Annotated in this window: 23 protein-coding genes and 3 pseudogenes; 14 read left to right on the top strand and 12 right to left on the bottom strand. The window is 70.4% G+C overall.

Going from position 1 to position 24,982, the window contains the following annotated elements; translation table 11 throughout:
• Positions 1-562 precede the first annotated feature (562 nt).
• Positions 563-2,170 (bottom strand): AMP-binding protein, encoded by a 1,608-nt coding sequence (locus ACYUED_RS35105; RefSeq protein WP_491288615.1) that lies wholly within the window; start codon positions 2,168-2,170, stop codon positions 563-565.
• A complete protein-coding gene (locus ACYUED_RS35100; RefSeq protein WP_491288614.1) occupies positions 2,167-3,840 on the bottom strand; it encodes an AMP-binding protein in 1,674 nt (557 codons plus the stop codon). Before ACYUED_RS35100 ends, ACYUED_RS35105 begins: the two co-directional genes overlap by 4 nt.
• Before the next feature lie 115 nt (positions 3,841-3,955).
• Here ACYUED_RS35100 and ACYUED_RS35095 point away from each other — a divergent pair, with 115 nt between their 5' ends.
• The 3 genes from ACYUED_RS35095 (at position 3,956) to ACYUED_RS35085 (ending at position 8,766) form a co-directional block, all read left to right on the top strand.
• Positions 3,956-4,789 carry a helix-turn-helix transcriptional regulator gene (locus ACYUED_RS35095; RefSeq protein WP_491288613.1) on the top strand — a complete coding sequence of 278 codons (834 nt, stop codon included), beginning with the start codon at positions 3,956-3,958 and terminating at the stop codon, positions 4,787-4,789.
• A gap of 172 nt (positions 4,790-4,961) precedes the next feature.
• Positions 4,962-7,769 carry a helix-turn-helix transcriptional regulator gene (locus ACYUED_RS35090; protein WP_491288612.1) on the top strand — a complete coding sequence of 936 codons (2,808 nt, stop codon included), beginning with the start codon at positions 4,962-4,964 and terminating at the stop codon, positions 7,767-7,769.
• A gap of 205 nt (positions 7,770-7,974) precedes the next feature.
• Positions 7,975-8,766 (top strand): S1 family peptidase, encoded by a 792-nt coding sequence (locus tag ACYUED_RS35085; protein WP_491288611.1) that lies wholly within the window; start codon positions 7,975-7,977, stop codon positions 8,764-8,766.
• A 92-nt stretch (positions 8,767-8,858) separates the two neighbouring features.
• On the opposite strand, the gene dmpI is transcribed toward ACYUED_RS35085, so the two are convergent.
• Positions 8,859-9,041 (bottom strand): 4-oxalocrotonate tautomerase DmpI, encoded by a 183-nt coding sequence (gene dmpI / locus ACYUED_RS35080; RefSeq protein ID WP_491288610.1) that lies wholly within the window; start codon positions 9,039-9,041, stop codon positions 8,859-8,861.
• Positions 9,042-9,188: 147 nt separating this feature from the next.
• Between dmpI and ACYUED_RS35075 the strand changes: the two are divergent.
• Positions 9,189-9,671: pseudogene (locus tag ACYUED_RS35075) on the top strand (LysE family translocator); the annotation flags it as partial.
• Positions 9,672-9,699: 28 nt separating this feature from the next.
• Here the strand turns inward: ACYUED_RS35075 and ACYUED_RS35070 are convergent.
• Positions 9,700-10,803 (bottom strand): winged helix DNA-binding domain-containing protein, encoded by a 1,104-nt coding sequence (locus ACYUED_RS35070; protein ID WP_491288609.1) that lies wholly within the window; start codon positions 10,801-10,803, stop codon positions 9,700-9,702.
• 46 nt (positions 10,804-10,849) lie between these two features.
• On the bottom strand, positions 10,850-10,978 hold the full coding sequence (locus ACYUED_RS35065; protein WP_491288608.1) for a hypothetical protein: 129 nt from the start codon (positions 10,976-10,978) through the stop codon (positions 10,850-10,852).
• Positions 10,979-11,003: 25 nt separating this feature from the next.
• Between ACYUED_RS35065 and ACYUED_RS35060 the strand changes: the two genes are divergently transcribed.
• Positions 11,004-12,161, top strand: coding sequence for a magnesium and cobalt transport protein CorA (locus ACYUED_RS35060; protein WP_491288607.1), 1,158 nt, complete (start codon positions 11,004-11,006; stop codon positions 12,159-12,161).
• Positions 12,162-12,399: 238 nt separating this feature from the next.
• Here the strand turns inward: ACYUED_RS35060 and ACYUED_RS35055 are convergent, their stop codons facing one another.
• Positions 12,400-12,759 carry a hypothetical protein gene (locus tag ACYUED_RS35055; protein WP_491288606.1) on the bottom strand — a complete coding sequence of 120 codons (360 nt, stop codon included), beginning with the start codon at positions 12,757-12,759 and terminating at the stop codon, positions 12,400-12,402.
• Positions 12,760-13,026: 267 nt separating this feature from the next.
• Between ACYUED_RS35055 and ACYUED_RS35050 the strand changes: the two are divergent.
• Positions 13,027-13,357, top strand: a pseudogene (locus ACYUED_RS35050) (hemolysin III family protein); the annotation flags it as partial.
• A gap of 723 nt (positions 13,358-14,080) precedes the next feature.
• Positions 14,081-14,419 carry a MerR family transcriptional regulator gene (locus tag ACYUED_RS35045; protein ID WP_491288605.1) on the top strand — a complete coding sequence of 113 codons (339 nt, stop codon included), beginning with the start codon at positions 14,081-14,083 and terminating at the stop codon, positions 14,417-14,419.
• 97 nt (positions 14,420-14,516) lie between these two features.
• On the opposite strand, the gene ACYUED_RS35040 is transcribed toward ACYUED_RS35045, so the two are convergent.
• A complete protein-coding gene (locus tag ACYUED_RS35040) occupies positions 14,517-14,756 on the bottom strand; it encodes a hypothetical protein (protein ID WP_491288604.1) in 240 nt (79 codons plus the stop codon).
• A gap of 73 nt (positions 14,757-14,829) precedes the next feature.
• On the opposite strand from ACYUED_RS35040, the gene ACYUED_RS35035 reads away from it, so the two are divergent.
• Entirely contained in the window at positions 14,830-15,570 is a 741-nt protein-coding gene (locus ACYUED_RS35035; protein ID WP_491288603.1) for an MBL fold metallo-hydrolase, read from the top strand.
• A gap of 523 nt (positions 15,571-16,093) precedes the next feature.
• Positions 16,094-16,228 carry a hypothetical protein gene (locus tag ACYUED_RS35030; protein ID WP_491288602.1) on the top strand — a complete coding sequence of 45 codons (135 nt, stop codon included), beginning with the start codon at positions 16,094-16,096 and terminating at the stop codon, positions 16,226-16,228.
• Here ACYUED_RS35030 and ACYUED_RS35025 read toward each other — a convergent pair.
• Positions 16,192-16,971 (bottom strand): COG4705 family protein, encoded by a 780-nt coding sequence (locus ACYUED_RS35025; RefSeq protein WP_491288601.1) that lies wholly within the window; start codon positions 16,969-16,971, stop codon positions 16,192-16,194. The two genes, ACYUED_RS35030 and ACYUED_RS35025, sit on opposite strands and share 37 nt — an antisense overlap.
• A gap of 170 nt (positions 16,972-17,141) precedes the next feature.
• Positions 17,142-18,428, bottom strand: coding sequence for a hypothetical protein (locus ACYUED_RS35020; RefSeq protein ID WP_491288600.1), 1,287 nt, complete (start codon positions 18,426-18,428; stop codon positions 17,142-17,144).
• 45 nt (positions 18,429-18,473) lie between these two features.
• On the opposite strand from ACYUED_RS35020, the pseudogene ACYUED_RS35015 reads away from it, so the two are divergent.
• Together ACYUED_RS35015 and ACYUED_RS35010 are read left to right on the top strand one after the other, a co-directional pair.
• Positions 18,474-18,818 (top strand): annotated as a pseudogene (locus ACYUED_RS35015) (phosphatase PAP2 family protein); the annotation flags it as partial.
• Positions 18,819-18,849: 31 nt separating this feature from the next.
• Entirely contained in the window at positions 18,850-19,203 is a 354-nt protein-coding gene (locus ACYUED_RS35010) for an ATP-binding protein (protein WP_491288599.1), read from the top strand.
• A 6-nt stretch (positions 19,204-19,209) separates the two neighbouring features.
• On the opposite strand, the gene ACYUED_RS35005 is transcribed toward ACYUED_RS35010, so the two are convergent.
• Positions 19,210-20,100: a COG4705 family protein gene (locus tag ACYUED_RS35005; protein ID WP_491288598.1), complete on the bottom strand. Its 891-nt coding sequence runs from the start codon at positions 20,098-20,100 to the stop codon at positions 19,210-19,212.
• Between the two features lie 152 nt (positions 20,101-20,252).
• A complete protein-coding gene (locus ACYUED_RS35000; protein ID WP_491288597.1) occupies positions 20,253-21,092 on the bottom strand; it encodes a COG4705 family protein in 840 nt (279 codons plus the stop codon).
• A gap of 169 nt (positions 21,093-21,261) precedes the next feature.
• On the opposite strand from ACYUED_RS35000, the gene ACYUED_RS34995 reads away from it, so the two are divergent.
• Positions 21,262-22,338, top strand: coding sequence for a bile acid:sodium symporter family protein (locus tag ACYUED_RS34995; RefSeq protein WP_491288596.1), 1,077 nt, complete (start codon positions 21,262-21,264; stop codon positions 22,336-22,338).
• Between the two features lie 173 nt (positions 22,339-22,511).
• On the opposite strand, the gene ACYUED_RS34990 is transcribed toward ACYUED_RS34995, so the two are convergent.
• Positions 22,512-23,141, bottom strand: coding sequence for a response regulator (locus ACYUED_RS34990; protein ID WP_491288595.1), 630 nt, complete (start codon positions 23,139-23,141; stop codon positions 22,512-22,514).
• Positions 23,142-23,203: 62 nt separating this feature from the next.
• On the opposite strand from ACYUED_RS34990, the gene ACYUED_RS34985 reads away from it, so the two are divergent.
• Together ACYUED_RS34985 and ACYUED_RS34980 are read left to right on the top strand one after the other, a co-directional pair.
• Entirely contained in the window at positions 23,204-23,758 is a 555-nt protein-coding gene (locus ACYUED_RS34985) for an ABC transporter permease (protein ID WP_491288594.1), read from the top strand.
• Between the two features lie 58 nt (positions 23,759-23,816).
• A complete protein-coding gene (locus tag ACYUED_RS34980; RefSeq protein ID WP_491288593.1) occupies positions 23,817-24,908 on the top strand; it encodes an ABC transporter substrate-binding protein in 1,092 nt (363 codons plus the stop codon).
• The last annotated feature ends 74 nt before the right edge of the window (positions 24,909-24,982 follow it).

Genomic DNA, 24,982 nt, shown 5'->3' with positions numbered 1-24,982 from the left:
CGCCTGGCGGACGAGGTGAGTCATGACCAGGACCGTCTCGGTGCGCTGTCCGGCCTGCGGGCGCGAGCACCTCTGCGCGGCGCCGTCGTGTCCCTGCGGTGCGGGGCGCCGGTCACGCCACCATCCCCCCGGCACGGGACGTCGACGGCCGTCACCCCTCAGGCATGGGCGGAGGGCTGGGTCACCCCGCGGTGCCGCTCTTACGGCCGCGGCAACCAGTGGCCGCGGCCGGAGCTGGGCTGCTCGTGCGGAAGGGTGCTGCGGATCGCCGTCGCCGGGCCGACCTCCGCGGACGGGGCGGGCACGGAGGTCGCCGCCCCCACCCGCGCCATCCGTCGCCGTCCCTTCCAGCCGGTCACCATCCGCACCGCCCGGGACGCGGTGACGGCGGCCGCCGTATGTCTGCGCCGGCTCGGCTACCCGGACATCCGCCGGGCCGACCGGCGACCCCCGTCCGGCGTCGGCACCGCCGCCCGCGTCCCGCTCGCACAGGTCGACCCGACCGAGCGCCCGGGCCTCCCGGCGGGACGTCGATACAGCCTCGCGCCCCCAAGGAGGCGGACTACTGGTGTCCGGCGTATTTCTCTCGCAGCTCGATCTTCCGTACCTTCCCGGACACCGTCATCGGGAAGGAGTCGAGGATCTGGAGTCTGCTCGGCACCTTGTAGTGGGCCAGTCGCCCCTCGCAGAAGGCGCGCACGTCCTCCAGGGTCGGCGGGTCGGACGGGTCGTGCGGGATGACGCAGGCGAGGACCTCCTCGCCGTAGCGTTCGTGCGGTACGCCCACGACCTGGACGTCCCTGATCCCCGGGTGGCCGTAGAGGAACTCCTCGATCTCGCGCGGGTAGATGTTCTCGCCACCTCGGATGATCATGTCCTTGATGCGGCCGACGATCTCGACGTACCCGTCCTCGCGCATCACCGCCAGGTCCCCGGTGTGCATCCAGCGGCCGGGGTCGACGGACTCGGCGGTCTTCTCGGGCTCGTTCCAGTAGCCGAGCATCACGCTGTAGCCGCGGGTGCACAGCTCGCCCGCGGTGCCGCGAGGTTGGGTCACTCCGGTGGCGGGGTCGACGATCTTGACCTCGATGTGCGGCAGGACGCGTCCCACCGTGCCGGTGCGGTGCTCCAGGTCGTCGTCCCTGCGGGTCTGGAGCGAGACAGGGGACGTCTCGGTCATGCCATAGCAGATGGAGACCTCCTCCATGTGCATCTCGGCGACCACCCGTTTCATCACCTCGACCGGGCAGGGCGAGCCCGCCATGATGCCGGTGCGCAGGGAGGTGAGGTCGTAGCTCGCGAAGCCGGCGAGGTTCAGCTCCGCGATGAACATCGTCGGGACGCCGTACAGGGAGGTGCAGCGCTCCCGCTGGACGGCCTCCAGGGTGGCCTTCGGCTCGAAGGAGGGGGCCGGGATGACCATGCAGGCCCCGTGCGAGGTGGCCGCCAGGTTGCCCATCACCATGCCGAAGCAGTGGTAGAAGGGCACCGGGATGCAGATCCGGTCCTGCTCGGTGTAGGCGACCGCCTCACCCACGAAATACCCGTTGTTGAGGATGTTGTGGTGGGAGAGGGTGGCCCCCTTGGGGAAGCCCGTCGTGCCCGACGTGTACTGGATGTTGATGGGGTCGTCGCAGGAGAGTTCCTCGTACGGGGCGTCGGGGCCCGCTCGCCCGAGCAGCGCCTCCCAGCTCGGGTCCCCGATGTGGACCGTCTCCCGCAACTGCGGGCACCTGCCCCGCACCTGCTCGACCATCGCCCGGTAGTCGCTCGCCTTGTGGCGGAGCGAGGCGAACAGCAGGGAGACCCCCGCCTGTCTGAGGACGTACTCGACCTCGTGAGTGCGGTACGCCGGGTTGATGTTCACCATGATCGCGCCGATCCGGGCGGTGGCGTACTGGACGAGCACCCACTCCGGGCAGTTGACCGCCCAGATACCCACCCGGTCGCCCTTCGCGACCCCGCTCGCGACCAGCGCCCGCGCCAACTCCCCGACGTCCGCTGCGAATTGGGCGTAGGTCCAGCGGCGTCCGGACGGTACGTCGACGAGCGCCTCGCGGTCCGGCCAGGCCGCGACCGCCCGGTCCAGGTTGGCGCCGATCGTGTCACCGAGCAGGCTCGTGCCGCTCGTACCGTGTGCGTACGACGAGGGAGACGATTCCGAGGTCACCGGAAGTCCTCCTCGCGGTACTCGTCCGCCGAACCCGCAGCCGTGGCCTCGCGCAGCTCGATCCGGCGGATCTTGCCCGAGACGGTCTTCGGCAGCGGCGCGAACTCCAGACGACGGATGCGCTTGTACGGGGCGAGGACCTCTCGGGAGTGCTCGAACAGCACCTTCGCGGTGTCGGGACCCGGCTGCCAGCCCTCGACGAGGACGACGTACGCCTTGGGCACGGCCAGGCGCAGCTCGTCCGGGGCCGGCACCACGGCGGCCTCGGCGACCGCCTCGTGCTCCAGCAGCGCGCTCTCCAGCTCGAAGGGACTGATCTTGTAGTCGGAGGCCTTGAACACGTCGTCGGAGCGGCCGACGTAGGTGATGTAGCCGTCGGCGTCCCGCGAACCGATGTCGCCGGTGCGGTAGTAGCCGCCGGCCATCGCCTCCGCCGTACGGTCCGGGTCGCCGTGGTAGCCGGTCATCAGGCCGACGGGCTGCCCCGACAGGTCGAGGGCGATCTCCCCCTCGGCGGCACCCGGCGCGCCCGTCACCGGGTCCAGCAGCTCGACCCGGTACCCGGGGCTCGGCCGCCCCATCGAGCCGGTCTTGAGCCGCTGCCCCGGGCTGTTGGCGACCTGCACGGCCGTCTCGGTCTGCCCGAAGCCGTCCCGGATGGTGACGCCCCAGGCGCGCCGGACCTGCTCGATGACCTCGGGGTTCAGGGGCTCGCCGGCGGCCACGACCTCGCGCGGCGGGGTGCGCAGTTCGGTCAGGTCGGCCTGGATGAGCATGCGCCAGACGGTCGGCGGGGCGCAGAAGGTGGTGACACCGGCGCGCTCCATCTCCGCCATCAGGCGGCTCGCGTCGAAGCGCGTGTAGTTGTGGATGAAGACGGTCGCCTCGGCGTTCCACGGCGCGAACAGGTTGGACCAGGCGTGCTTGGCCCAGCCGGGCGAGGAGATGTTCAAGTGCACGTCGCCGGGGGTCAGGCCGATCCAGTACAGGGTCGACAGATGGCCGATCGGGTACGAGGTGTGGGTGTGCTCGACCAGCTTGGGGCGGGCGGTGGTGCCCGAGGTGAAGTACAGCATCAGCGGGTCGTCGGCGAGGGTGGGACCGTCCGGGAGGAACTCGGCCGGGGCGACGTACGCGTCCTCGTACGGCTCCCAGCCCTCCTCGGGCAGTCCGCCGACGGCGATGCGGGTGAAGGCGCCGGGGACGTCGTCGAACTTGGCGGTGTCCTCGGCGCGCACGATCACGTGCCTGACCCGGCCCCGCTCGACGCGGTCGCGCAGGTCGGCGGGGCCGAGCAGCGGGGTGGCCGGGATGACGACGGCGCGCAGCTTCATCGCCGCGAGGGCCGTCTCCCACAGCTCGGTCTGGTTGCCGAGCATGACGAGGATCCGGTCCTCGGCGGCGACGCCCCGCTCGCGCAGCCAGGTGGCCACCCGGTCCGAACGCTCGGACATCTCGGCGAAGGAGACACGGGCCTCGGTGCCGTCCTCCTCGACGATGTGCAGGGCGGTCCGGTCGTTGCCGTCGGCGATGACGTCGAACCAGTCGAGCGCCCAGTTGAAGTGCTCGGGCCGGGGCCAGCTGAAGCCCTCGTACGCCCTCGCGTAGTCCTCGCGGTGCTCCAGCAGGAAGTCCCGCGCGCTCCGGAAAGCCTCCGTCGCCGTCGTCATCTGTGTCCTCCTCATCACCGGACCATTGCCGGGCGGCTCTCTGCCATCGTGTAATCCGTGATGCAGGTCTCACTACCCCCGAACGGGGGTGTGCGCCGCAGGAAAGGGCAAGCAGGTGACAGCAGACGCGGCCGGGGCGGTCGAGATACGCAACGCGCTGGTACGGCTGCGGCGCACGACCGGGCTGCCGGTCGCCTTCGGCGGGCTGGTGGAGCCGGGACGGCAGCATGTGCGTATCAGCGAGCTGAGCGGCAACGCGACCTCCGCGCTGAGCGGCCTCCCGGTGACGTCCGGCAACGGCCTGGGCGGCCGGGCGGTCGCGCGCGCCCGGCCGTGCTCCGTGACGGACTACTCCTCGTCCCGGCAGATCAGCCACGAGTACGACATCCCGGTCGCCCTGGAGGGGCTGCGTTCGATACTGGCGGTTCCGGTGGTCGTACGACGCCGGGTGCGGGGTGTGCTGTACGGCGCGCTGCGCACCGCCCAGCCGCTCGGCGACCGCACGCTGGACGCGGCGATGGAGGCGGCGCGGGACGTGGAGCAGGCGCTGGCCGTCGGGGACGAGGCGCGGAGCCTGGCGGCGGCCGTGCGTGCCGAGCCCGGCGGGGATCCCTCGACGGGCGCCGACTGGGAGCAGGTACGGGAGGCGCATGCGGCGCTTCGGGCGCTGGCCCCGCGGATCGCCGACCCCGCGCTGCGGGCGCAGCTGCTCGGCGTGTGCGGGCTGCTGACCCCGAAGGCGCAGGCCGACGGGGTCGGCTTGGCCCCCCGTGAGCTGGATGTACTGGCCTGTGTGGCCGCGGGAGCGACGAACGCGGTGGCCGCTCAGCGGCTCGGGGTCCGGGCCGAGACGGTCAAGGGCTATCTGCGGTCGGCGATGCGGAAGCTCGGGGCCCACACGCGCGGGGAGGCGGTGGTCGCGGCTCGCCGGGCGGGACTGTTGCCATAGCACCGAGGTGTCCGCTTCGGTGGGGGCCCGCGCTGTCGGCGTTGTATTCATACGTAGGCGGCTTGAATTTCCCCGTGCCGTACCGTTGTTATATCCCTCACGACGCGTCCGCCCGAAATTCAAAGAGAGCTTGCCTAGAATTTGGCCCGGACACGACACTCGGAGGGGAGCGGTGACCGTGCGACGGGACTTCAAGGAGCCTGCCAGACGCCGCCCCGACCTGCTCATCGGCCGGGCGGAGCTGCTGAGCGCGGCGCGTGAGCAACTCGCCCGCGGCGGCAGTGTGCTGCTCCACGGCCCCGCCGGAATAGGAAAGTCGACCGCTCTGCGGGCATTGGCATCCGAATACGGGACAGCTGCGCACACGGTGTTGCGCTGCTCGGCGACCGAGTCCGAATCCCATCTTCCGTTCCTGGCCCTCGCCGACCTGCTGGGCCTGGTCGTGGACGAGGTGTCCGACAAGCTGCCCGCCGCCCAGCGCACGGCACTGGAGTCGGCACTCACCGGGCGCGGCGAGTCCACGCTCCAGCGCGACGGACTCGCCCTGCGGCTCGCCGTCCTGTCGGCGCTGCGCGCACTCGCCGCCGAGGCGCCCGTCCTCGTCGTGGCGGACGACCTGCAGTGGCTGGACCCGGCGAGCGCGGAACTCCTCGGCTTCGCCGCCCGCCGCCTCGGCGACACCCGGGTGCAACTGCTGTGCGCGGTGCGCACGGAGGGTCAGGAGTACGACCGTCACCTGAGCGCGTCACCGCCCGACACCCTCGCCGTGCGGCTCGGCGCGCTCTCCCGCACCCAGGTGTCCACGCTGCTCGACCACCGCGGATTCACCGGTCTGCCGCGTTCCACGGTCCGGGAGATCCACCGCACCAGCGGCGGCAACCCGCTCTTCGCGCTCGAACTGGGCCGCGCGCTGGCCGAGAACCCGACCCCGCCGAGGCCGGGCGAGCCGCTGCCGGTACCCACCTCGTTGCGCGCCCTCGTCCTGAACCGCCTCGGGATGCTCTCCGACGAGGCCCGCCGCACCCTCCTGGTGGCCAGCGCGGGTGCCCGCCCCACGCTGGCCCTGCTGCGCGAGGCCGGCCGGGACAACGCCGAGGCGGAGACCGCCCAGGCGGCCGAGCTCGGGCTGCTGGCCACCGAGCCGGAGGGTCCCGCCGTACGGTTCGCCCATCCGCTGATCTCGGCCGCGCTGTACGCGGAGGCGCCCGCGCAGGAGCGGCGGGCCGCGCACGCCGCGCTGTCCACGGCGGCCTCCGACCCGATCGAGCGCGCCCGCCACCTCGCCCTCGCGACCACCGGCACCGACCCGGAGGCCGCGGCCCGCCTCGCCGAGGCCGCCGCCCTGGCCCGGGACCGCGGGGCCCCGTCGGTGGCCGCGTCGCTCGGGCTGCTGGCCTCCCGGCACACCCCCGCCGACGGCGAACCGGGCCCGGACGAGCGCCGGCTGCAGGCGGCCGAGGACGCGATCACCGCCGGCGAGGTGGACCTCGCCCGGGACATCGCCCGCGAGGTACTGACCTGGGCCACCACGCCCGCGGACCGGGTGCGGGCCTGGATGGTGGTGATCGAGGCGGCCGGGCAGGCCCTCGGCGACGTCGACACCGTCTACCCGCAGGCGCTGGCCGACGCCGGCGACGATCCGCGGCTGCTCGCCCTGGTCCACTACCAGCTGGCCTGGCGCAGCCTCGTCGTGGACGGCGACTTCGCGGAGGGCCGGCAGGAGGCCGCGCACGCGGCGGAGCTGGCCGCCCGCGGCGGTGACCGCCGCACCGAACTCCTCTCCCTGGCGTTCCAGGCGCAGACCGAGACCCTGATGGGCCATCCGGACGCCCCCGCGACCATCAAACGTGCCCTGAGGGAGCCTCAGGACCCACAGGTGGCGTGCCACCACAACGGCCCGGGCGCGACCCGCTACCGCTGGCTGATCATGAGCGACCAGCTGCCCGAGGCCCGCAGCACCGTCAACGCGCTGCTGCGCGAGGTGCGCCGGCGCGGCATGGTCGAGAGCGAGGTGCACTTCGTGCGTCTGCTCGCCGAGACCGAACTGCGCTCCGGGCACTGCGGCCGCGCCCTCGACCTGGCCCGCGAGAGCATGCGGCTGGCCCGCGACTCCGGGATCGGCGAGATGCCCTCCGCCGTGCTCGCCTCGATCGCGGAGGCCTCCGGCGGGGACGTGGAACGGGCCCTCACGCTGGGGCGGGAGGCGGTGGAACTGGCCGAGCAGGCAGGCGACCAGATGTACATCTCCCGCGGACTGACCGCACTCGGGCACGCCCAGCTGGTCGCCGGGGACGCCGAGGGGGCGGTCCACTCGCTGCGCCGGGTGCGGGAGCTGGAGCACGGGCTCGGCATCACCGACCCGGCGCGCGGCCGCTGGCACGGCGACCTCGCCGAGGCCCTCGTCCGGATCGGTGCGCTGGACGAGGCACGGCAACTCCTCGACGTGGCCCGCGAACAGGCGCTGCGCCTGGGCCGCGAGAGCGTGCTGGCGGTCCTGGACCGGGCCGAGGCGCTGATGCGGGCCGCGCGCGGGGAGCACGAGGCCGCCCTCGCCCAGCTGACGTCGGTACAGGACCGGCTGGCCAAGCTGGGGTACGCGCTGGAGGAGGCACGCGCCGCGTTCGCGCTGGCGTCGCTGCGCACCGGCCGGCCGGGACCGGCGTCGTACGACGAGGCGGCCCGGCTGTTCAGGCGCTGCCGGGCGATGCCCTGGGTGCATCAGGTGGAGGCGGCCGCCGTGGCGAGGCCGGTGGAACCGATCACCCCCCCTGCCCCGTCAGAGGCCCTGGAAGGGCTCGCCGCGATGGAACGTCAGGTCGCCGCACTCGTCATGGAGGGCGCGACCAACCGGGAGATCGCCGGGCGTCTGTTCATCAGTGTGAAGACGGTCGAGGCGACCCTGACCCGGGTCTACCGCAAGTTGGGGATCCGCTCGCGCGTGGATATCGTCCGTTTGGCGGCGCAGCGGCGCGCGAAGTGACGGCGTGCCAGGTTAACTGAACCCGACCGAGGGTTTTCCCTCACCCAACCCCCTAGGGGGTTCCCTCATTGGGAGCCGGGGGTTCCGGGTCCTAGCGTGAGGGGCGTGCCGCTCGCCCGGGCATACGGGGGTCGGTCCCGCGACCCCCGTGCACACCCCCCACACCCGCGCGACCCCCCACCGGCAACCCCCACTGAGGAGACTCATGTTCGGGCTAACCCGTGTCAGAAAGACCGCCGCAGTAGTCACGTCGGCCGCCGCAACGGCCGCCACCGCACTGCTCGGCGCGCCTTTCGCGGCTGCCGCGCCCCAACCCATCGTGGGCGGCACGACCACCACCACGACGACCTACCCCTTCGTCATGCAGATCACGGACGCCTCGCAGAACCAGTTCTGCGGCGGCACCCTCGTCTCGGCCACCAAGGTGGTCACGGCCGCCCACTGCATGGCCGGCGAGAGCACCGGCAGCGTCCTGGTCGTCGGCGGCCGCACCTATCTGAACGGCACGAACGGCACCGTCAGCAAGGTCAGCAAGATCTGGGTCAACCCGGACTACACGGATGCCACCAACGGCGACGACGTGGCCGTCCTGACGCTGTCGACGGCGATGCCGTACACGAAGGCGTCGTACGTCTCGTCCGCGGACACCTCGGTGTACGCGGCCGGCGCCACCGCCCGCATCCTCGGATGGGGCACCACCTCGGAGAACGGCAGCTCCTCCAACCAGCTGCGGACCGCGAGCGTACCGATCGTGGCCGACTCCAGCTGCAAGAGCTCCTACGGTTCGGACTTCATCCAGACCGACATGGTTTGCGCCGGATACTCATCCGGCGGCACAGACACCTGCCAGGGCGACAGCGGCGGTCCCCTGCTCATCGGGGGCGTCCTGGCAGGGATCACTTCTTGGGGCGAGGGCTGCGCGGAGGCGGGTTACCCGGGTGTGTACACCCGGCTGACCGCCTTCTCCGACCTGGTGACCGCGCAGATCACCTCGTGACCCGGAAGACCTCCTGAGTACCCCTCAGGTGAGAGACAAGGGGGCGTTGCGGGCTACCACGAGCAGCCCGCAGCGCCCCCTTTCCATGCGCGCTACTTGTCGGCCGTGAGCTTCCCGGCCGCTCCCCAGCTGTCCGTCGGCACCTCGTGGATCCACACCTGCACGGTCTCGGCCGGGATCCTGTACGCGTCGACGAAGGCGTCCGTGACCCGCTTGACGAGGTCCCGCTTGAGTTCGGTGTCGCGGGGGCCCTGCTGGATGGTGACGATCGGCATGACTGAACTCCCTTGATTACGTTGCCTCTTCGGCTCCGATTCGGTGGGTCCAGTCCATCGCGTCGGCCAGTCCCGACCAAGAGGCAGACCGCGACCGAAGCGATCAGTTCTCGTGATCGCCGCAGGCCAGCAGGAGGGTGTCCAGGTGTGGTGGCGGTCGCGATCGGCATCGGCTCGCTGGTCGAGCGGTCGGTGACGGTCTACCTGGTGGTCAAGCTGGCCGGCGCCGCCTATCTGGTCCATCTGGGCGTACAGGCCTTCCGGCACCGCAGGGAACTGAAGGCGGCGATCCGGACGGGGCCGACGGGACCGGCCCGCGGCGATCTGCGCACGGTGCTCGACGGCGCGCTCGTCGGGGTGACCAACCCCAAGGGCGTGGTCTTCTTCGCCGCCGTGCTCCCCCAGTTCGTGGACCACACGGCGGGCCGCGTCCCCCTGCAGATGCTGGTGCTCGGCCTGATACCCATCTCGATCGGCCTGGTCACGGACACCCTGTGGGGCCTCACGGCCTCGGCCGCCCGCACCTGGTTCGCGAGCTCCGACCGCCGGCTGTCGATGATCGGCGGCACGGGCGGCTTCGCGATGATCGGGCTGGGCCTGACGGTGGCGGTGACGGGCCGGACCGACTGAGTGCCACGGGACCACGGTCCCGAACGCGCTAGGCGATCACGGTGCCGAAGCGGATGTCGTACGACGTCTGCGGGTGCATGACGGCGAGCATCCGCTGTCCCTCTTCCACGACGTCCGCCCGCTGGGCCTGGGTGAGCCCGCCGAAGGGCTCGACGACGAGCGCGCTCTCCTCCAGCCTCCACACCCCCGCGAGGAAGCCGTCGACCAGGAGCGTGCAGTGGACCATGTTGCCCACCCAGCTGCGGCCCCGGTACTCGGGCGGTACGACCCGGGTGCGGTCGGAGTGGGAGAGGAGCAGGTTGTCGAACTCGGGGAGGAAGCGGGGCGGGGCCGGGGTGTCCGCGTCGGGACGCGGTGCGTCCGGCAGGTCGAAGAGTTCGACGCCGCTCTCGTCCCGGAAGGTGACCAGCTGCGGGCGGAGCCGCTCGAAGGCGTCACGCAGACGGGTCAGACCGGCCCAGGTCTGCATGTCCTTGACGGAGGCGGGACCGAAGGCGGCGAGGTAACGCAGGACGGTCTCATCGGGAGCGGGCGCCGGTTCGGCGGGGCGGCCCAGCCAGTGCTCGGCGGTCGTGAGGGCGACCTGGCCGCTCTTTCCCCACAGCCCGCGCGGGGTGATCTGGACGAGCGGGAGCTTGCAACGGGCGGCGATACCGAGGGACTGGGGATCGGCATCGGGCCACTCGGCGAGGAGGGCCTCACGCAGCTGCTTCATGGTGCGCGGCTCGGCGTCGACCAGTTCCCGTGCCAGCGCGGCGAGCCGGTCGAGGTCCACACCGGCAAGTCCCGCGCGGAAGTTGGTCAGTTCACGGTCGCGGGCCGCCTGGACGAGCGGGCGCAGGGTGAGGCAGTCGTCGGCGGTGTGGGTGTGGATGGTCGAGCGCATGGTGACGATCCGGACGACCTCGCGATCCGCCATCAGCCCGGACAACTCCTCGGGCGCGAAGCCGTCGAGGCGGGCGGCGAGCGCGTAGTACGGAGGTTTGACGTTCTGCGCCTGCAGACCCAGCAGATGCCCTACGGCGGCCTCGGCGGACAGCGGCGAGCGGCGCAGCAGGAGCTGCCGGTCGAGGGTCGCCCGGTTGAGGGCGCGGGTGCCGAGCACGGGAGCCGTCGCTGTCGTCTTCGTCATGTCCCGCACGCTATCCGGGCTTGCGGACAACGCCTGTCCGCAACTCTCACCGAATCCCGGTCGCGCGGACCACCCCGGCGTCGTTTGCCCCGTATATCCTGCCCGGGATCACGCCGAAAACGCCGGTCACGCCGGTCACGCCGGTCACGCCGGTCACGCCGGTCACGCCGGTCACAGGTTCGACCCCGGGAGGCAGCCGCATGTCCGAGCGACGTGCCCGTCCGGACTCCAAGAACGCGCGGAAATCCGCCTGGCGCCGCGCGCTGACCCCAGCGCAGCCTCCGGCACCGGAAACCCTGCCGTCCGCCGGCCCGCCACCCCTGGAGCCGGCGGAGGTCGCCAGTGTCGTCCAGGCGGCGCTGTACCGGGACGGCGTCCGCGTCTCCGCCCCGCACACCCTCGCCGAGACCTTCCGTGAACTGCGCGACCAGCCGTCCGGCATGGCATGGATCGGCCTGGCCCGTCCCACCGAGGCCGAACTGCTGTCCCTGGCCGCCGAGTTCGACCTGCACCCACTGGCGGTCGAGGACGCGATGGAGGCCCACCAGCGTCCGAAACTGGAGCGCTACGGCGACACGCTGTTCGTCGTCCTGCGAGCGGCCCGCTACCTGGACGCCCCGGAGGAGGTCGACTTCGGCGAGCTGCACGTGTTCGTGGGGCCGGACTTCGTCATCACGGTCCGCCACGGCGCCGCCCCCGACCTCTCCGCGGTCCGCCACCGCATGGAGGAGACGCCCGAGCTGCTGAAGCTGGGCCCGGAGGCGGTCCTCTACGCCATTCTCGACGCGGTCGTCGACGGTTACGCGCCGGTCGTCTCCGGCGTCCAGAACGACATCGACGAGATCGAGACCGAGGTGTTCCGCGGCGACCCGGAGGTCTCCCGACGCATCTACGAACTCTCCCGCGAAATGGTCGAGTTCCAGCGCGCCACCCGCCCCCTCGTCGGCATGCTGCACGGCCTGATCGCCGGCTTCTCCAAGTACGGCACGGACGAGGAACTCCAGCGCTACCTGCGGGACGTCGCCGACCACGTCACCCACACCAGCGAACGCGTCGACGGCTTCCGCCAGGCCCTGACCGACATCCTCACGGTGAACGCGACCCTCGTCACCCAGCAGCAGAACGCCGAGATGCGCGCACTGGCGGAGGCGGGGTTCGAGCAGAACGAGGAGATCAAGCGCATCTCGTCCTGGGCGGCCATCCTGTTCGCCCCCACGCTGGTCGGAACGATCTACGGCATGAACTTCACGCACATGCCGGAGTTGCACTGGGTATTCGGATACCCCTTCGCGATCTTGCTGATGGCGGCTGTATGTACCAGTTTGTACGCCATCTTCAAGCGGCGGGACTGGCTCTGAGGTCCTGCCTGCGCGACCCCCGAAAGAGCCAGGCCAGAGCCCTTCCGGGGGTTTGTGAAAGCCAGCACCCGTAGGCCCGGAGAGGCGAAGCCTCTCTGCACGGCTGCGGCTCACCCAGGACCTGCTGAATAGCGGACCGTACGCGTCCTGAGCTCGTTCCAGCATGCGTCCTCGATGCTCGGCTCCCCTGTGTCCATCTGACCGAGGGAGCCGGCACCGGGATGGCGGGGGTGGTTGCTCAGTGGTCGGAGTAGCTGAAGTCGCCCATGGTCCAGGCGCTGACGTCGGCGATGGCCACGCGGTACATTCCGCCTGTCTCGGGGATCCCGATGGCGCCCTGCAGGATCCGGGCGACATGGAAGTGCAGATGGGTGGGCGGTTCGTCGTTCTTCGTGGGGGTGTTGAAGACGCCGGAGAACTCGCCCAGGCGGGCGGAGTCTGTCAGCACGTCCGACACCCTCTGCCTCCACACTGCTTCGGGAGCCAGTCGACCGGTGATGACGGCACCACCGGTGACAACGGTCAGGGACATCTGGTTGCTCTGCCCCGACTCGACCAGGGCGGCGACGGAAACGAGCAGCTCGTCAGGCTTGGACATGAGGCAGATTATATTGACCGGCCGCCCAGTCGAGTCCGGGCGAGTAGGAGAGGTGTCTCGCGCGACACCGCTGAGGCTGAATCCATACCTGTCACCCCGGGCGTGGCGAGTACCGCGAGAGCGAGTCGCTCAGCGGATCGCAGGATGACGATGTACGGGAGAGTGCCAACCCGGTTGCCGCTCTCGTGAAGCGTGCGTCCGACCTCGCCGAACCGATCAAGCCGAGGCTGCGAGGCCGGCTGCACGCCGGCATGGTCCCCGCCTCACCTGCTGTGGATCGTGTGAGCAGGTGCCCTGGCCGGAATCGCGTTCCGCGTCCTGCGGGTCGGAGCTCCGCGCCGGCTGTACACCCCGTGCTACCTGGCCCTGGGACGGGGCACCGGTGCGCTACCTGCCCGGCTTCCTGCACAACGGCGGAGCGGCGGTGCTCGTCCCGCTGGTGGCCGGCGGTCTCCTCTACAGCGCGGGCGGAGTCGTCCACGCCCTCAAGTGCCCCGACCCCTCCCCGCGGTGGTTCGGCTTTCACGAGGTGTTCCACGCCCTGACCGTGGCTGCCTCCACGGCGCACTACCGTGCCGTCTCCCTGGCCGTCTACTGACCCCGGCGCTTCACAAAACCTATCCCCGCCGGAGTAGACATTGGCTGGCCGCCTGGTTATGGTTTCTCTCGTAGCCGAGATCAGAAGGGCCCGGCAGACACGAACTGCCGGGCAGCAGTACACGTAAGAGCAGTCGGCAGGACGGTGCGGTGGTGGAGCTCCGAAGCCAGAGTTGTCGCAGGTCGGCGACGGGGCTGACGGCCGGACCGGGTGGCCCGCAGTGATCAGGGGCCGCCACGGCAGGACAGCAGTTGCAGTACCTGTAAATGCAGTTCGCAGGACTCAGCAGTGCAGGCATGTGAGTGACACCTCGGTGAAGGCGTCGGCTGCGGACGCGCGCACCGGGAAGTTCGGCAGTGGGGTTCCAAGCCAGAGCAGTGGTCGCAGGACGGGCGACGGGGCTGGCTGCCGAAGAGTGACGCTTGCACAGGTCACCGCAGCAGTACCAGCAGTTGGTTGATCCAAGAGGGAAGAACGGAGGAGCGAGGCGCCATCAGGATCGCCCGGGCGGAATGACGGAGCCCGGGTACCGCAGGACATCGATAGTGAGGTGGTCTCCGGTCGAGCAACCGCGATCCCCGCGAAACCTCCGCCAATCTGGCCGGGTTCACGGAAACAGAAGGCCGGCGCAGTATCAGGGCCGGCAGATGGTGTAGCAGTTCCTTCGGGGCCCTGGCGCCAACAGCGCCAGGGCCCCTCCACGCGTTCCATGAAAGAGGTGCAATGACAGCAGACGATTCCTTCAGCCGCCTGGAAGACGACGACTACCCCGCCTACACGATGGGCCGGGCCGCCGAACTCCTCGGCACCACACAGAATTTCCTCCGCGCGATCGGCGAAGCCCGCCTGATCACCCCGCTGCGCTCCCCGGGCGGCCACCGCCGCTACTCCCGCTACCAACTGCGCATCGCCGCCCGCGCCCGCGAGCTCGTCGACCAGGGCACACCGATCGACGCGGCATGCCGCATCATCATCCTCGAGGACCAGCTCGAAGAAGCCCAGCGGCTGAACGCCGCATACCGCCGAGAGGCCGGGGCGACAGACCCGACAGCCGCAGCCTGAAACGGTTCGGACAGGCAATTTCGGGCTCCCGGCCCGGCCTTGTCCCTGCACTGGTCCTGGCGCACGAGCGGGCGCTGGGACCGAGGCCCGTGGGCCGTCATGAGAGAAGACGGCCCTTGCCAAGGTGATCGGCGATCTCGAGGAAATCCGGACCGGCGGTTCCGGACTCGACGCTGTCACCCACCACGTCCCCGACTTCGCCTCCATGATCTGCGACCTGCGGGGCGATCACAGGAAGAAGCCGCCCTGCCCGGCTGTTGATGAGGGCATCGCCAAGCGGTGGCATTCCCTGAGGGAGAGCTCTGATGTCGTCTTCGAAGCCGGTCGTGCCCGTCACCGGCACACGGTTGCCGATCTGCAGTACCTGCGGTGTTCAATACGCCGCGCCGCGCGATGATTGCCCGATTTGCATGGACGAACGGCAGTACGTCGGCTGGGAGGGCCAGCAGTGGACCTCGTTGGGCGAGTTGCGCGCCAGTGGGCGGCGCGGCCGATTCGACGAAGAAGGCCCCCGCGTGATCGGCGTCGGCACACAGCCGTCGGTGGCCGTCGGGCAGCGTGCGCTACTGATCCGCTCACCGTCCGGCAACGTGCTGTGGGACTGCGTGGGCTACCTCGACGACGATCTGGCCGCCGAGATCGAGAAGCTGGGCGGGATCAGCGCGATCGCCGTCAGCCACCCGCACTTCTACGGCGCGATGACCGAGTGGGGCCGGGCCTTCGATGCCCCGGTGTACATCCACGCCGCGGACCGCGACTGGGTCGGGCGGCCCGACCCGGTGATCGAGTACTGGACCGGCGACACCCACCGGATCGCGCCTGGCATGACGCTGATCAACGCGGGGACGCACTTCGCAGGCGGCACCGTGCTGCACTGGGCCGACGACCCCGAGGGAGGCGGCGCGCTGTTCAGCGGCGACATCTTCATGGTGGTGATGGACCGCCGCTGGGTCAGCTTCATGTACAGCATCCCCAACTTCATCCCGGAGCGTCCGAGCACCATCCGCCGCGCCCTTGAACTGGTCGAACCGTTCGCCTTCGAACGCATCTACGGCGCGTTCTGGGGACGCGTGGTCACCGCCGACGGGGCCGCTGCGGTGCGCCGTTCCGCAGACCGGTACCTGCGCTTCGCACTGGACGACGGCTTGTAAGGGGCCCCCATCCCGGCCTTCGCCCACTGCGCGTCTGCTCAGGTTCGCTGCGGAGCGTGCCGCTGACGAAGCAGCCGCGGCCGCAGTCGTTGACCGCCGCCTGCTCGCCCGAGCCGTCGCACGGGCCGCTCTCGCCGCCCATGACACGAATCCCGCCCGACCTGGCCTCGCGCCGGCGGCACAACGGCCCCCTGCCACGGCGCGTCACCTCCTGCTGACGCCGCCCGGCCGGACCTCACGCGCCGGCCCCGGCCTTGCCCTCCTCCTGGCCGCCTGCGTGATTCTCTCCGCCGATACCACGGCTGCCGGACCCAGGGTCTGGCACCACGAGATCGAGGTTGCTCAGGGTGAAGAGGCCCGCTGACCGGTTCGGCACATCCCGTACCGGGGTCCACCGCCACAACCCGGCGTCCTGGGGACCGCGTCTCGCTCAGCGAGCAGGAGCTGATGTTCGGCCGTCGCAAGGACAAGGCCGAGCAGCTGCGCGGACGGTATCGACCACGCCTTCGGCTGGGTCGACGACATGCCCAGCTTGATGCACGCCGCCGACGTCCTCGTGCAGAACGCCGGCGGGCTCACCTCGCTGGAGGCGTTCGCCTCGGGCCTGCCTGTCGCCAAGCCCTACCGCTGTACGTCCCGGCGGGAGACGGCCAGGTAACCCACGAAGCAGACGATGGCCGCCGTCCAGGCGAGGGTGACCGGTCCGAGTCCGAGACCCAGCCCGCCCCGGGCGTGTCCGAGCGCCATCCAGTCGGCGAGTGAGGCGCCGAGGGGGCGGGTGATGACGTAGGCGGTCCAGAAGGCGGTCACGGCGTTCAGGGCGGCGAATCGGTGGGCGCACGCGGGCACGCAGATCGCGACGGCGAAGAGGACGACCGATCCGAAGTAGCCGAAGCCGACGGTGGCGGTGAGGTCGCCGGCGGCGGTGCCGAGGGCGAAGGTGGCGAGGACGGCCGCCCAGTAGAAGGTCTCGCGGCGACGGGTGCGGATGCCGTGGATGGAGAGGGTGCGCTCGACGGCGTACCACAGGGCGAAGACGGCGATCAGTACGGCGAGAAAGAGCGGCGTGGAGACCAGGTAGGGCACGCCGAGTCCGACGTGCAGGACGTCGGCTGCCATGGTGCCGAAGACGCTGACCATGACGACGGCCGTCCAGTACACCCAGGCGATGTACCGGCGGACGGTGAACTGCACGGCCAGGGACGCCGCCAGGGCGAGGCCGCCGAGCGCCACCGCCGGCACCGGGCCGAGCAGCCGGGCCAGGAAGTCCGAGGCGGTCTCGCCCATCCCGGTGGTGAGCACCTTGATGATCCAGAAGTAGGCGGTCACTTCCGGCACCTTGTTCGCCAGGGTGCGAAGGGGCGCGAGGGGACGGTCGTCGAGGAGGTGCTCGGTGGTCATGGACCGCACGATGGCACGGTGAACTCCCGTTGCCACAGATGCCTTTGCCATTGTTTTGGGCGTTCTGGTGCATGACTTTCAACATCGCGCGACGAACCTGACCGCAACCTGAACACCGCGACGAATTTCCTGGTCAGGGCTGGTGCGTTGGTGATAGTCGGGTGCGTTCCTCAAGAGGGAACCGCCGGGATGTGGGCGCTGGTGATCGTCATCGGGGTGCCGGTGACAGCGATGAGGTAGATCCCGGGACCGTGGCCGCCGGGAAGGGCGCGGAAGCCGCTTGCGGGTTCCACCCGGTAGTCGGCGGAGGCGTGCGGGGCCAGGACAGCGGGGCCGGAGGCGATGGTCCACCAGTTGGAGGCGCCCTGGCCGGTACGGCTGGCGAAGTGCGGGGTGAGCGCCGTACCGGTGGTGTTGACGGCCCGCACGTCGATGGCGGTGACACCCACGCGCGCGTGCTGCGTGGCGAAGTGCGGCGAGAGGCTCAGGCGCAGGGGCGGCGGGCTCGCCGCGGCGATCGCGACGCACACCAGGGCAGGAGCGAGCAGTGCGGCGGCCAGCGCCCTCTTCGTACGGTCGCCGGTGACGTGGGGAAGGCGCGGCTGCCAGGCGGTGGCGAACGCGGTGGCCGGGACGGTGGCGGCGGCCGCGAGCCACAGCGGGGTCATCATCAGGAAGTAGCCGTCCTGGGAGCGGGTGGCGAGGTAGAACGCGGTCCACGGCAGGACGGTGAGGGCGGGGCCGAGCCGCCGGACGAACAGCAGGGTGGCGGCGAGCAGGCCGAGCAGGCCGAGCAGGAGCAGTTGACTGCCGTAGGCGTAGTAGTCGAGGCGGCTGCTGCCGTCGGTGAAGTAGTAGGAGATGCCCATCAGGCCCTGGCCGTGCAGGATCGCCTTCTGGTCGAGCGGCAGCAGCACGCCTTGCAGCCAGGTGGAGAAGCCCTCGACCATGAAGTACGCGTTGGCCGCGGCCCAGGTGAGAGCCGCGGTGGTGGCATAGCGGGCGGTCACCGTCAGAGCCCGCCGCGGGCCGAGTTCCCCGCGCCTGACGGCGTACAGGCCGATCAGCAGGAACGGAGCAAGGAACCAGGCGAGTTGCTGGGCCGCGCAGGCGGCGCCCAGGCACGCCGCCCGCAGCACTCCCCCGGAGCCGAGTCGGCCGCCTTCACCCGTGGCGGGCCAGCGGACGACCACAGGGACGAGCAGGGCGAGAGCCGTGATCGCCGGGTAGCCGGCGTAGGCGTAGTGCGGCAGGAAACCGAAGCCGAGACAGACCGCGGTGGCAGCTGACCTCCAGGGTGCCGGCAGCAGGAACCACAGCAGGACCGAGGAGGCGAGGAGCGCGACCGTGGTGACCAGGGTGGCGGCCGCCGTCGAGTGGACGACGGCGTGCACCGGGGCCGCGAGCAGCGCGGTCAGCGGCGGGTAGCCGTAGGTGTAGTCGGCACCGCCGGACATGGTCTTGGTGATCCCGACGCGCGAAGTGTCGAACAGCCACGGCCACGCGAGGACCGGCCGTGCCAGAGCCTTCGCGTGAAGACCCTGGAGACGTGTCCGGCGCCCGGCGACTGGTCCTTCCCCAGCAACCACGCGGCGATCGCGGCCGCCGCTGCCGTGGCACTGCTGTTCGTCTCGCGTCGGCTGGGGGCGGTCGCGGCCGTGGCGGCACTGGCGATGGCGGTCTCCCGGGTGTGGGTCGGCGTGCACTATCCGCACGACGTCGTGGCCGGCGTGCTGGTGGGTGGACTCGTCGCGCTGGTGTCGATGCTGACGCTGAGGCGGTGGTCGCGATCGGTGGGCCGGTGGATCGGCTCCAGCCGCCTGCGCCCGCTGCTGACCGCCTCATGAACGGCGCGACGCAGCCGGCCTGGCGGGCACCATGGGTCTGGGCGCCTACGTGGCATTCGGCACCCTCACCATGGTGGTGATCGGCCGGGATGGCGCTCCGCTGTGGGCGGACGACGGATTCCTGGCCTGGTCGCTCGGCCATCGTCCGGACGTCGCCGAGGTGCTGGCCCGAGGGGTGACCGATACCGGCAGCGGCGCCGTCCCTTATGCCCTCGCGGCGTTGGCCGGCATGGTGGCAGGGCGAACCATGCGACAACGGCACGACGGCGCGGGCCTGGGGCTGCCGCTCGCGCGGCGCCTGGCCCGCACCGTCGGCGGCGAGGTCTCCCACGACCCCGGATACACCTCAGGAGGGCGCTTCCTGGTCGACCTGCCGACGGGCTGACCGGACTCAGTCAGCCCGCTGGGCGACTGCCTCCCGCTCCGATGTGACCGGGGCGGCGGTCCGGCGCTGCTGGAGCTGCGCGTAGGCCATCAGGCCGACCAGAACGGCCAGCAGCACGGCCGAGGAACCCGCGGTTCCGAGGTTCAGACCGCCCTTGGCGACCGGCTTGGTCAGGAAGTCACCCGTCGTGGCACCCAGGGGGCGGGTGAGGACGAAGGCGATCCAGAACAGCAGCACGTTCGGCACCACCGGCACCTTCATCAGGGCGACGAGGACGGCGAGCGCGGCCGTGACGAGCAGCGCGCCGCCGGCGTAACCGAGGCCGGAGCTGTCGGAGAGGAAGTCACCCATGGAGGTGCCGAGGGTGTTGGAGACGAGGATCGCCGACCAGAACAGGGCCTCACCGCGGAAGGTGACGATGTCGCGGATCTGGAAGGTCATCCCGGCCGCCTTCCAGACGGCGAAGATGACCAGCAGGATCGAGATGAGGATCGCAGCGCCGGTCGGATAGCCCATACCGAGGCCCTGCGGGCCCCAGCCCAGCGAAGTGGCGCCGCCCGAGAGGTACTTGGCGCTCGCGTCACGGTTCATGAAGTCGGACATCGTGGTGCCGGCCATGCTGGTCGACAGGATGACCGTCCAGTAGAAGAACGGGTTGTAGTGGCTGGACCTGAGCTGGACGACCAGGGTCACCACGAAGAGGAGGAACAGGACGACCGTGGTGAGGAAGTAGCCGAGCTTGAGAGTCTGCGCGAAGAGGTCGCCGGCTGTCTCGCCGAGGGTGGTGGCGGCGATCTTCATGATCCAGAATGCCAGCGTCACTTCTGGGAGTTTCTTCATCACCGACTTGGTCGTGCTCGCGACGTCCACGTCGGTGAGGAGTTCCGGTTGCTCCAAGGTGGGGGGCTCCTGTTCGGGAGTACGGCAGGGCGCCCGCCCCGTGAGGGGGACGAGCGCCCTGTGAGAAGAGGCGACCGTGAGGGCAGTCACCGGAGTCGACCTTGACAGCGTCAGCCTGAACGCATCCTGAACGCCCGCAACTTGCCTGCTCAGACCGCGTGCCGGGGGGTGCGCTGCGGCTGCGCCACGTCCTTGCGGGTCACCGACAGATACACGACCAGGCCAAGGATGACCGTGAGGAACAGGGCGCTGGTGACGACGGTGCCCAGGCCCAGGCCGCCGTCTCCGCTGGGCTGGGAGAGGTAGTCGCCGATGGACGCGCCGAGCGGACGGGTGAGGACGTAGGCGATCCAGAAGCTCCACACCGCGTCCAGGCCGAGCTTGAAGTGGGCGAGGGCGACCGCCGCGATGGCCAGGCCGAACAGGACCGCGGAGAGCCAGTAACCGAGGGCCATGCGCTCGGAGACCAGGTCACCGGCCGCGGTGCCGAGGGCGAAGGTGAACAGGACGGCGAGCCAGTAGTAGGACTCGCGGCTGGTGGTGTCGATGTGATGGATGGACAGGGTCCGCTCGCGCCGGTACCAGACCACGAAGACGACCGCGAGGATGACCGCGAAGACGGTGGTGCTGGTCTCCAGCGGTACGCCCATGTTGTCGGTGAGGTTGTCGCTGATCAGCGTGCCCACGACGCTGATCAGGGCGACCGCGAGCCAGTACACACCCGCGCGGTAGGCGGTGGTGCGGAACTGCACGACCAGGACGACCGCCAGCAGGGCGCTCATCAGGACCGACACACCGGTCAGGCCGAGACCGGCCTTCTCGTTGAGCAGGTCTGCCGCGGTCTCGCCGACCGTCGTGCACAGCACCTTGATGATCCAGAAGTAGGCGGTGACTTCGGGCACCTTGTTCCAGCCGAGTCGGCGACCGGACGGTGCCACCTGGGTGTCGCCCTCCGAGGGAGCGGGGCTCTGTGAGGTCTCGTATGTCATGAGGCCCGACCGTGCCACGGGAAACCTGAACGCATCCTGACTGCCGTGCGGCATCGGCTGCCCCATCCGCCTCACTCGCGCACCATGAGTGCCATGACGACTCATGATCACGGCTCCTGCATAGCGGCGTTCCACCCCGTCCCGTCCGCCGCCATGGAAGAAGGCCGCCTTGAGCCGTCCCACTGTCTCCCAACCGCCCTCTGACCGGGTGACGGCCTGGCTGCGCCCTCGGCTCGGCCGGGCCGTCGTGCTGTCCTACGCCGCCGCTCTCCTCCTGCCCGGCCCCGGTCTGTGGCTGCGCCGCGACCACACCGTGCCGCTGGGCACCGCCACCGGCCTGCCCCTGAGCACCGCCCCGCTGCTGCTGTCCCTGGTGCTCTTCTCCGCCGGGCTTCAGGTACCCGTCCGCGAACTGGGCCGACTGCTCCGCAAGCCGACCGCCCTGCTGGCCGGGCTGGTCCTGCACCTCGTGATCCCGCTCCTGGTCATCCCCGTCGTCGCGTTCGGACTGCACCGCACCCCCGACAGCGACGGTGGCAGCGGGCTGATCACCGCGATGATCCTGATCGTGGCGATGCCCGTCGCCGCCGGAGCCACCGTCTGGACCGGCAAGGGCGACGGCGACCAACCCACCATGGTGGGACTCGTCCTGGCCTCCACACTCCTCAGCCCGCTCACCATCCCGCTGGTCATCACCACCTTGGTGCCGCTCCTCGACGGCGGCTACGCGGACACACTCGCAACGACCGGCCATACAGCCCACGGCGGCTTCGCTCTCGTCACCGTGGTCCTCCCCTGTGCAGTCGGCATCCTTTTCCGACTCGCGCTGCCGACGGCGTGGCTCAGGTGGGCCCTGTGCATGATCGTGCCCGTCGCGCTGCTCGGATCGCTCGTCCTGACCTACATCAACGCCAGTGGCGCCCTGGGCTCCTTCCTCGCGCATCCGCGCCCGCTGCTGTTCGGCGCGGCACTCGTCGTGGCGGCGCTCGTCTGCCTGCTGTCCTTCGTGCTGGGCCGGACCGCCGCTCGGCTCCTGCGCCTGGATGCCCCCGCCTCCTCCTCGCTGACGCTCGCCTGCGGGATGAACAACAGCAGCGCGAGCGCAGTTCTGATCACCACCACGCTGCCCGACAAACCGCACCTGCTCCTGCCGGTGCTCGCCTACGGGCTGCTGCAGAAGACAGCCGCGAGCCGGGTCGTGCGGACAGCGGGTCGTCGGCGCCCGCCCTGCCCCGCATCACCGTGAACACCGCTCCCGGCGACGGCAGCAGCATGAACGCGGTGGAAGGACACGCGCCAAGGCGTAGAGCCCGCCCAGGAGTACGGCGAAGCCACAACCGTGGCGATGGCCGAGGTCGAAACGGCGTCCTACCGCCACGTGCCGTCGGCTCGACCGGCTTGGGAAACGAAAGTGCCCGCTCAGTGCGCGACGCGGTAGAGGTGCTCGGGACGGCCGGTGGCCCCGTAGCGAAGTTCGAGACGGACCATGCCCTCCTTGACCAGGTAGGACAGATAACGCTGAGCCGTGGCGCGGGAGACCCCGGTGCGTTCGGCGGCCTCCGTGGCCGACAGAGCGTTGTGCGCGGTGCGCAGGGTCTGGTGCAGCAAGGCAAGCGTCGGCGCGGAGTGGCCCTTCGCGGGGACGCGGGGGACGGCCGGCGGCCGCGCGGCGCTGAACAGCGCGTCCACGTCAGCCTGGTCGGTGTCGAGGGCTGTGCCCAGGGCGTCCATGCGGTGCTGGAGCTCCCGGTAAGCGGTGAGCCGCTCGGCGAGGTCGGGCGCGCCGAAGGGCTTGACCAGGTACCCGACGGCGCCGAGCTTCATCGCGATCCGCACCGAGGTGATGTCCCGGTCAGCGGTGATCATGATGGCGTCGGGGCGGTCGCCGCCCTCGTCGCCGCTGAGCCGGCGTAGCACGTCCAGTCCGCTGCCGTCCGGCAGGAAGATGTCGAGCAGCAGCAGGTCGGGGTGGAGGGCGCGCACCGCGGCCAGCGCCTCGGCCACGGTGCGCGCCTGGCCGACCACCTCGAAGCCCCGGACGCGGGACATCCAACATCTGGACCACGATCCAGGAGGCGCTCGCCGGCTTCGCTCTCGGGGCCGTCACCGGAGTGGTCTTCGGCGTCGCGCTCGGCCAGAGCCGCTTCCTCGCCGACGTGCTCGGCCCCTACATCAAGATGGTCAACGCGATCCCGCGCATCGTCCTCGGCTCGATCTTCATCGTCGCGTTCGGCATCGGTGTGCTGCCGAAGATCCTGCTCGCCGCCGTGCTGGTGTTCTTCATCGTCTTCTTCAACGCCTTCCAGGGCGTCCGCGAGGTCGACCGCAACATCCTCGCCAACACCAAGGTCCTCGGCGCCTCGCAGCTGCAGATCATCCGGCATGTCACCGTGCCCTCCGCACTCACCTGGATCATCGCCAGCCTGCACAGCGCCTTCGGCTTCGCCATCGTCGGCGCGCTGGTGGGCGAGGTGCTCGGCGCGCAGAGCGGCCTCGGCCTGGTCATCAAGACCGCGCAGAACAACTTCGACCCCAACGGCGTGTTCGCCACGATGCTCGTCATCTCGGTCATCGTGCTCGGCGCCGAGTGGCTGATCGGCAAGCTCGAGCACCGGCTGCTGTCCTGGCGCCCGCCGGCTCCGTCCGAGGCCGCCAACACCATCTGACACCCCCGCACTCCCCCTTCCTCATCCCAACACCCTCTGCAAAGGACTGTGATCAGCCATGTCCAGACGACCCGCCGCCGCCGTCGCCGCGTCCGTCCTCACCGTTCTCGCCCTCGGCGCCACCAGCGCCTGTTCCGGCAACTCCTCCGCCTCGACCGGCGGTTCGGGCTCCACGCCGACGGTCAAGCTCATGGCCGGCGGCCTCGACAAGCAGATCTACCTGCCGTACCAACTCGCCCAGCAGCTCGGCTACTACAAGAAGTACGGCGTCGACATCCAGCTGAGCACCGAGCAGGACGGTGGCGTCGGCGCTGAGGAAGCCATGGCCTCGGGCCAGGTGGACATGGCGGGCGCCTGGTACAACCACACGATCGAGTTCCAGGCGAAGGGCAAGGCGGTCGAGGACGTCGTCCAGCTCTCCGGCGCGCCGGGCGAGCGCGAGATGTGCACCAAGAAGTCGGGCGTCCACTCGGCCGCCGACTTCAAGGGAAAGACCCTCGGCGTCACCGACCTCGGTTCCGGCACCGACACCCTCACCCAGTTCCTGGCCGCCAAGAAGGGCATAAAGACCGGCGACTACCACCGGATCGGGGTCGGCGCGGGCTCCACCGCCATCGCCGCGCTGCAGAACGGCAAGGTCGACTGCGTGATGACGACGCAGCCGACGGTGGCCGCGATCCAGAAGAAGGGCGTCGGTACCTCCGCGGTCGATCTGGCCACCACGGACGGCGCCACGGCGGCGATGGGCGGCGCCTATCCCGCCGCCGGTGTGCTCGCCCGCACCGACTGGGTGAACTCGCACAAGGACACGGTCCAGAAGGTCGTCGACGCGCTGGTCGCCACCATGCACTGGATCAACACCCACAGCGCGGCCGACATCGCGAACAAGCTGCCGGCGTCGTACGTCTCGAACCAGCTGGTGACCAAGGCCGACTACATCTCGGCCCTGACCGAGGACAAGGGTCAGTTCCTCCCGGACGGCCTCATGCCGTCCGGCGGTCCGAAGACCTCCTTGGCGACGGAGAAGCTGGTCGGCAACGTGAAGTCGTCGGTGGACCTCAGCAAGACGTTCACCAATGACTTCGCCATCCAGGCCAACAAGACCGAAGGCTTCAAGACCACCACGACCCCGGCGGGACCGACCGGCTGAACCCCCGCCCGGCACGGGGCCGCCCAGGTGACCTTCACCGGGGCGGCCCCGCACACCCGCTGGACTCGCAATCC

The sequence above is a fragment of the Streptomyces sp. DF42 genome (assembly GCF_058267695.1).
The sequence above is the reverse complement of the archived record's forward strand: the minus strand, read 5'-3'. Positions and strand labels throughout refer to the sequence as shown.

What these genes read in the sequence shown, in the direction of transcription:
- ACYUED_RS35000 (WP_491288597.1), bottom strand. Translation starts at nt 21,092, where the DNA reads ATGACATACGAGACCTCACAGAGCCCCGCTCCCTCGGAGGGCGACACC.
- ACYUED_RS35060 (WP_491288607.1), top strand. Translation starts at nt 11,004, where the DNA reads ATGTCCGAGCGACGTGCCCGTCCGGACTCCAAGAACGCGCGGAAATCC.
- ACYUED_RS34980 (WP_491288593.1), top strand. Translation starts at nt 23,817, where the DNA reads ATGTCCAGACGACCCGCCGCCGCCGTCGCCGCGTCCGTCCTCACCGTT.
- ACYUED_RS35030 (WP_491288602.1), top strand. Translation starts at nt 16,094, where the DNA reads ATGCCCAGCTTGATGCACGCCGCCGACGTCCTCGTGCAGAACGCCGGC.
- ACYUED_RS35045 (WP_491288605.1), top strand. Translation starts at nt 14,081, where the DNA reads ATGACAGCAGACGATTCCTTCAGCCGCCTGGAAGACGACGACTACCCC.
- dmpI (WP_491288610.1), bottom strand. Translation starts at nt 9,041, where the DNA reads ATGCCGATCGTCACCATCCAGCAGGGCCCCCGCGACACCGAACTCAAG.
- ACYUED_RS35085 (WP_491288611.1), top strand. Translation starts at nt 7,975, where the DNA reads ATGTTCGGGCTAACCCGTGTCAGAAAGACCGCCGCAGTAGTCACGTCG.
- ACYUED_RS34990 (WP_491288595.1), bottom strand. Translation starts at nt 23,141, where the DNA reads ATGTCCCGCGTCCGGGGCTTCGAGGTGGTCGGCCAGGCGCGCACCGTG.
- ACYUED_RS35035 (WP_491288603.1), top strand. Translation starts at nt 14,830, where the DNA reads ATGGACGAACGGCAGTACGTCGGCTGGGAGGGCCAGCAGTGGACCTCG.
- ACYUED_RS35070 (WP_491288609.1), bottom strand. Translation starts at nt 10,803, where the DNA reads ATGACGAAGACGACAGCGACGGCTCCCGTGCTCGGCACCCGCGCCCTC.
- ACYUED_RS35020 (WP_491288600.1), bottom strand. Translation starts at nt 18,428, where the DNA reads ATGTCCGGCGGTGCCGACTACACCTACGGCTACCCGCCGCTGACCGCG.
- ACYUED_RS35025 (WP_491288601.1), bottom strand. Translation starts at nt 16,971, where the DNA reads ATGACCACCGAGCACCTCCTCGACGACCGTCCCCTCGCGCCCCTTCGC.
- ACYUED_RS35100 (WP_491288614.1), bottom strand. Translation starts at nt 3,840, where the DNA reads ATGACGACGGCGACGGAGGCTTTCCGGAGCGCGCGGGACTTCCTGCTG.
- ACYUED_RS35055 (WP_491288606.1), bottom strand. Translation starts at nt 12,759, where the DNA reads ATGTCCAAGCCTGACGAGCTGCTCGTTTCCGTCGCCGCCCTGGTCGAG.
- ACYUED_RS35010 (WP_491288599.1), top strand. Translation starts at nt 18,850, where the DNA reads ATGGGTCTGGGCGCCTACGTGGCATTCGGCACCCTCACCATGGTGGTG.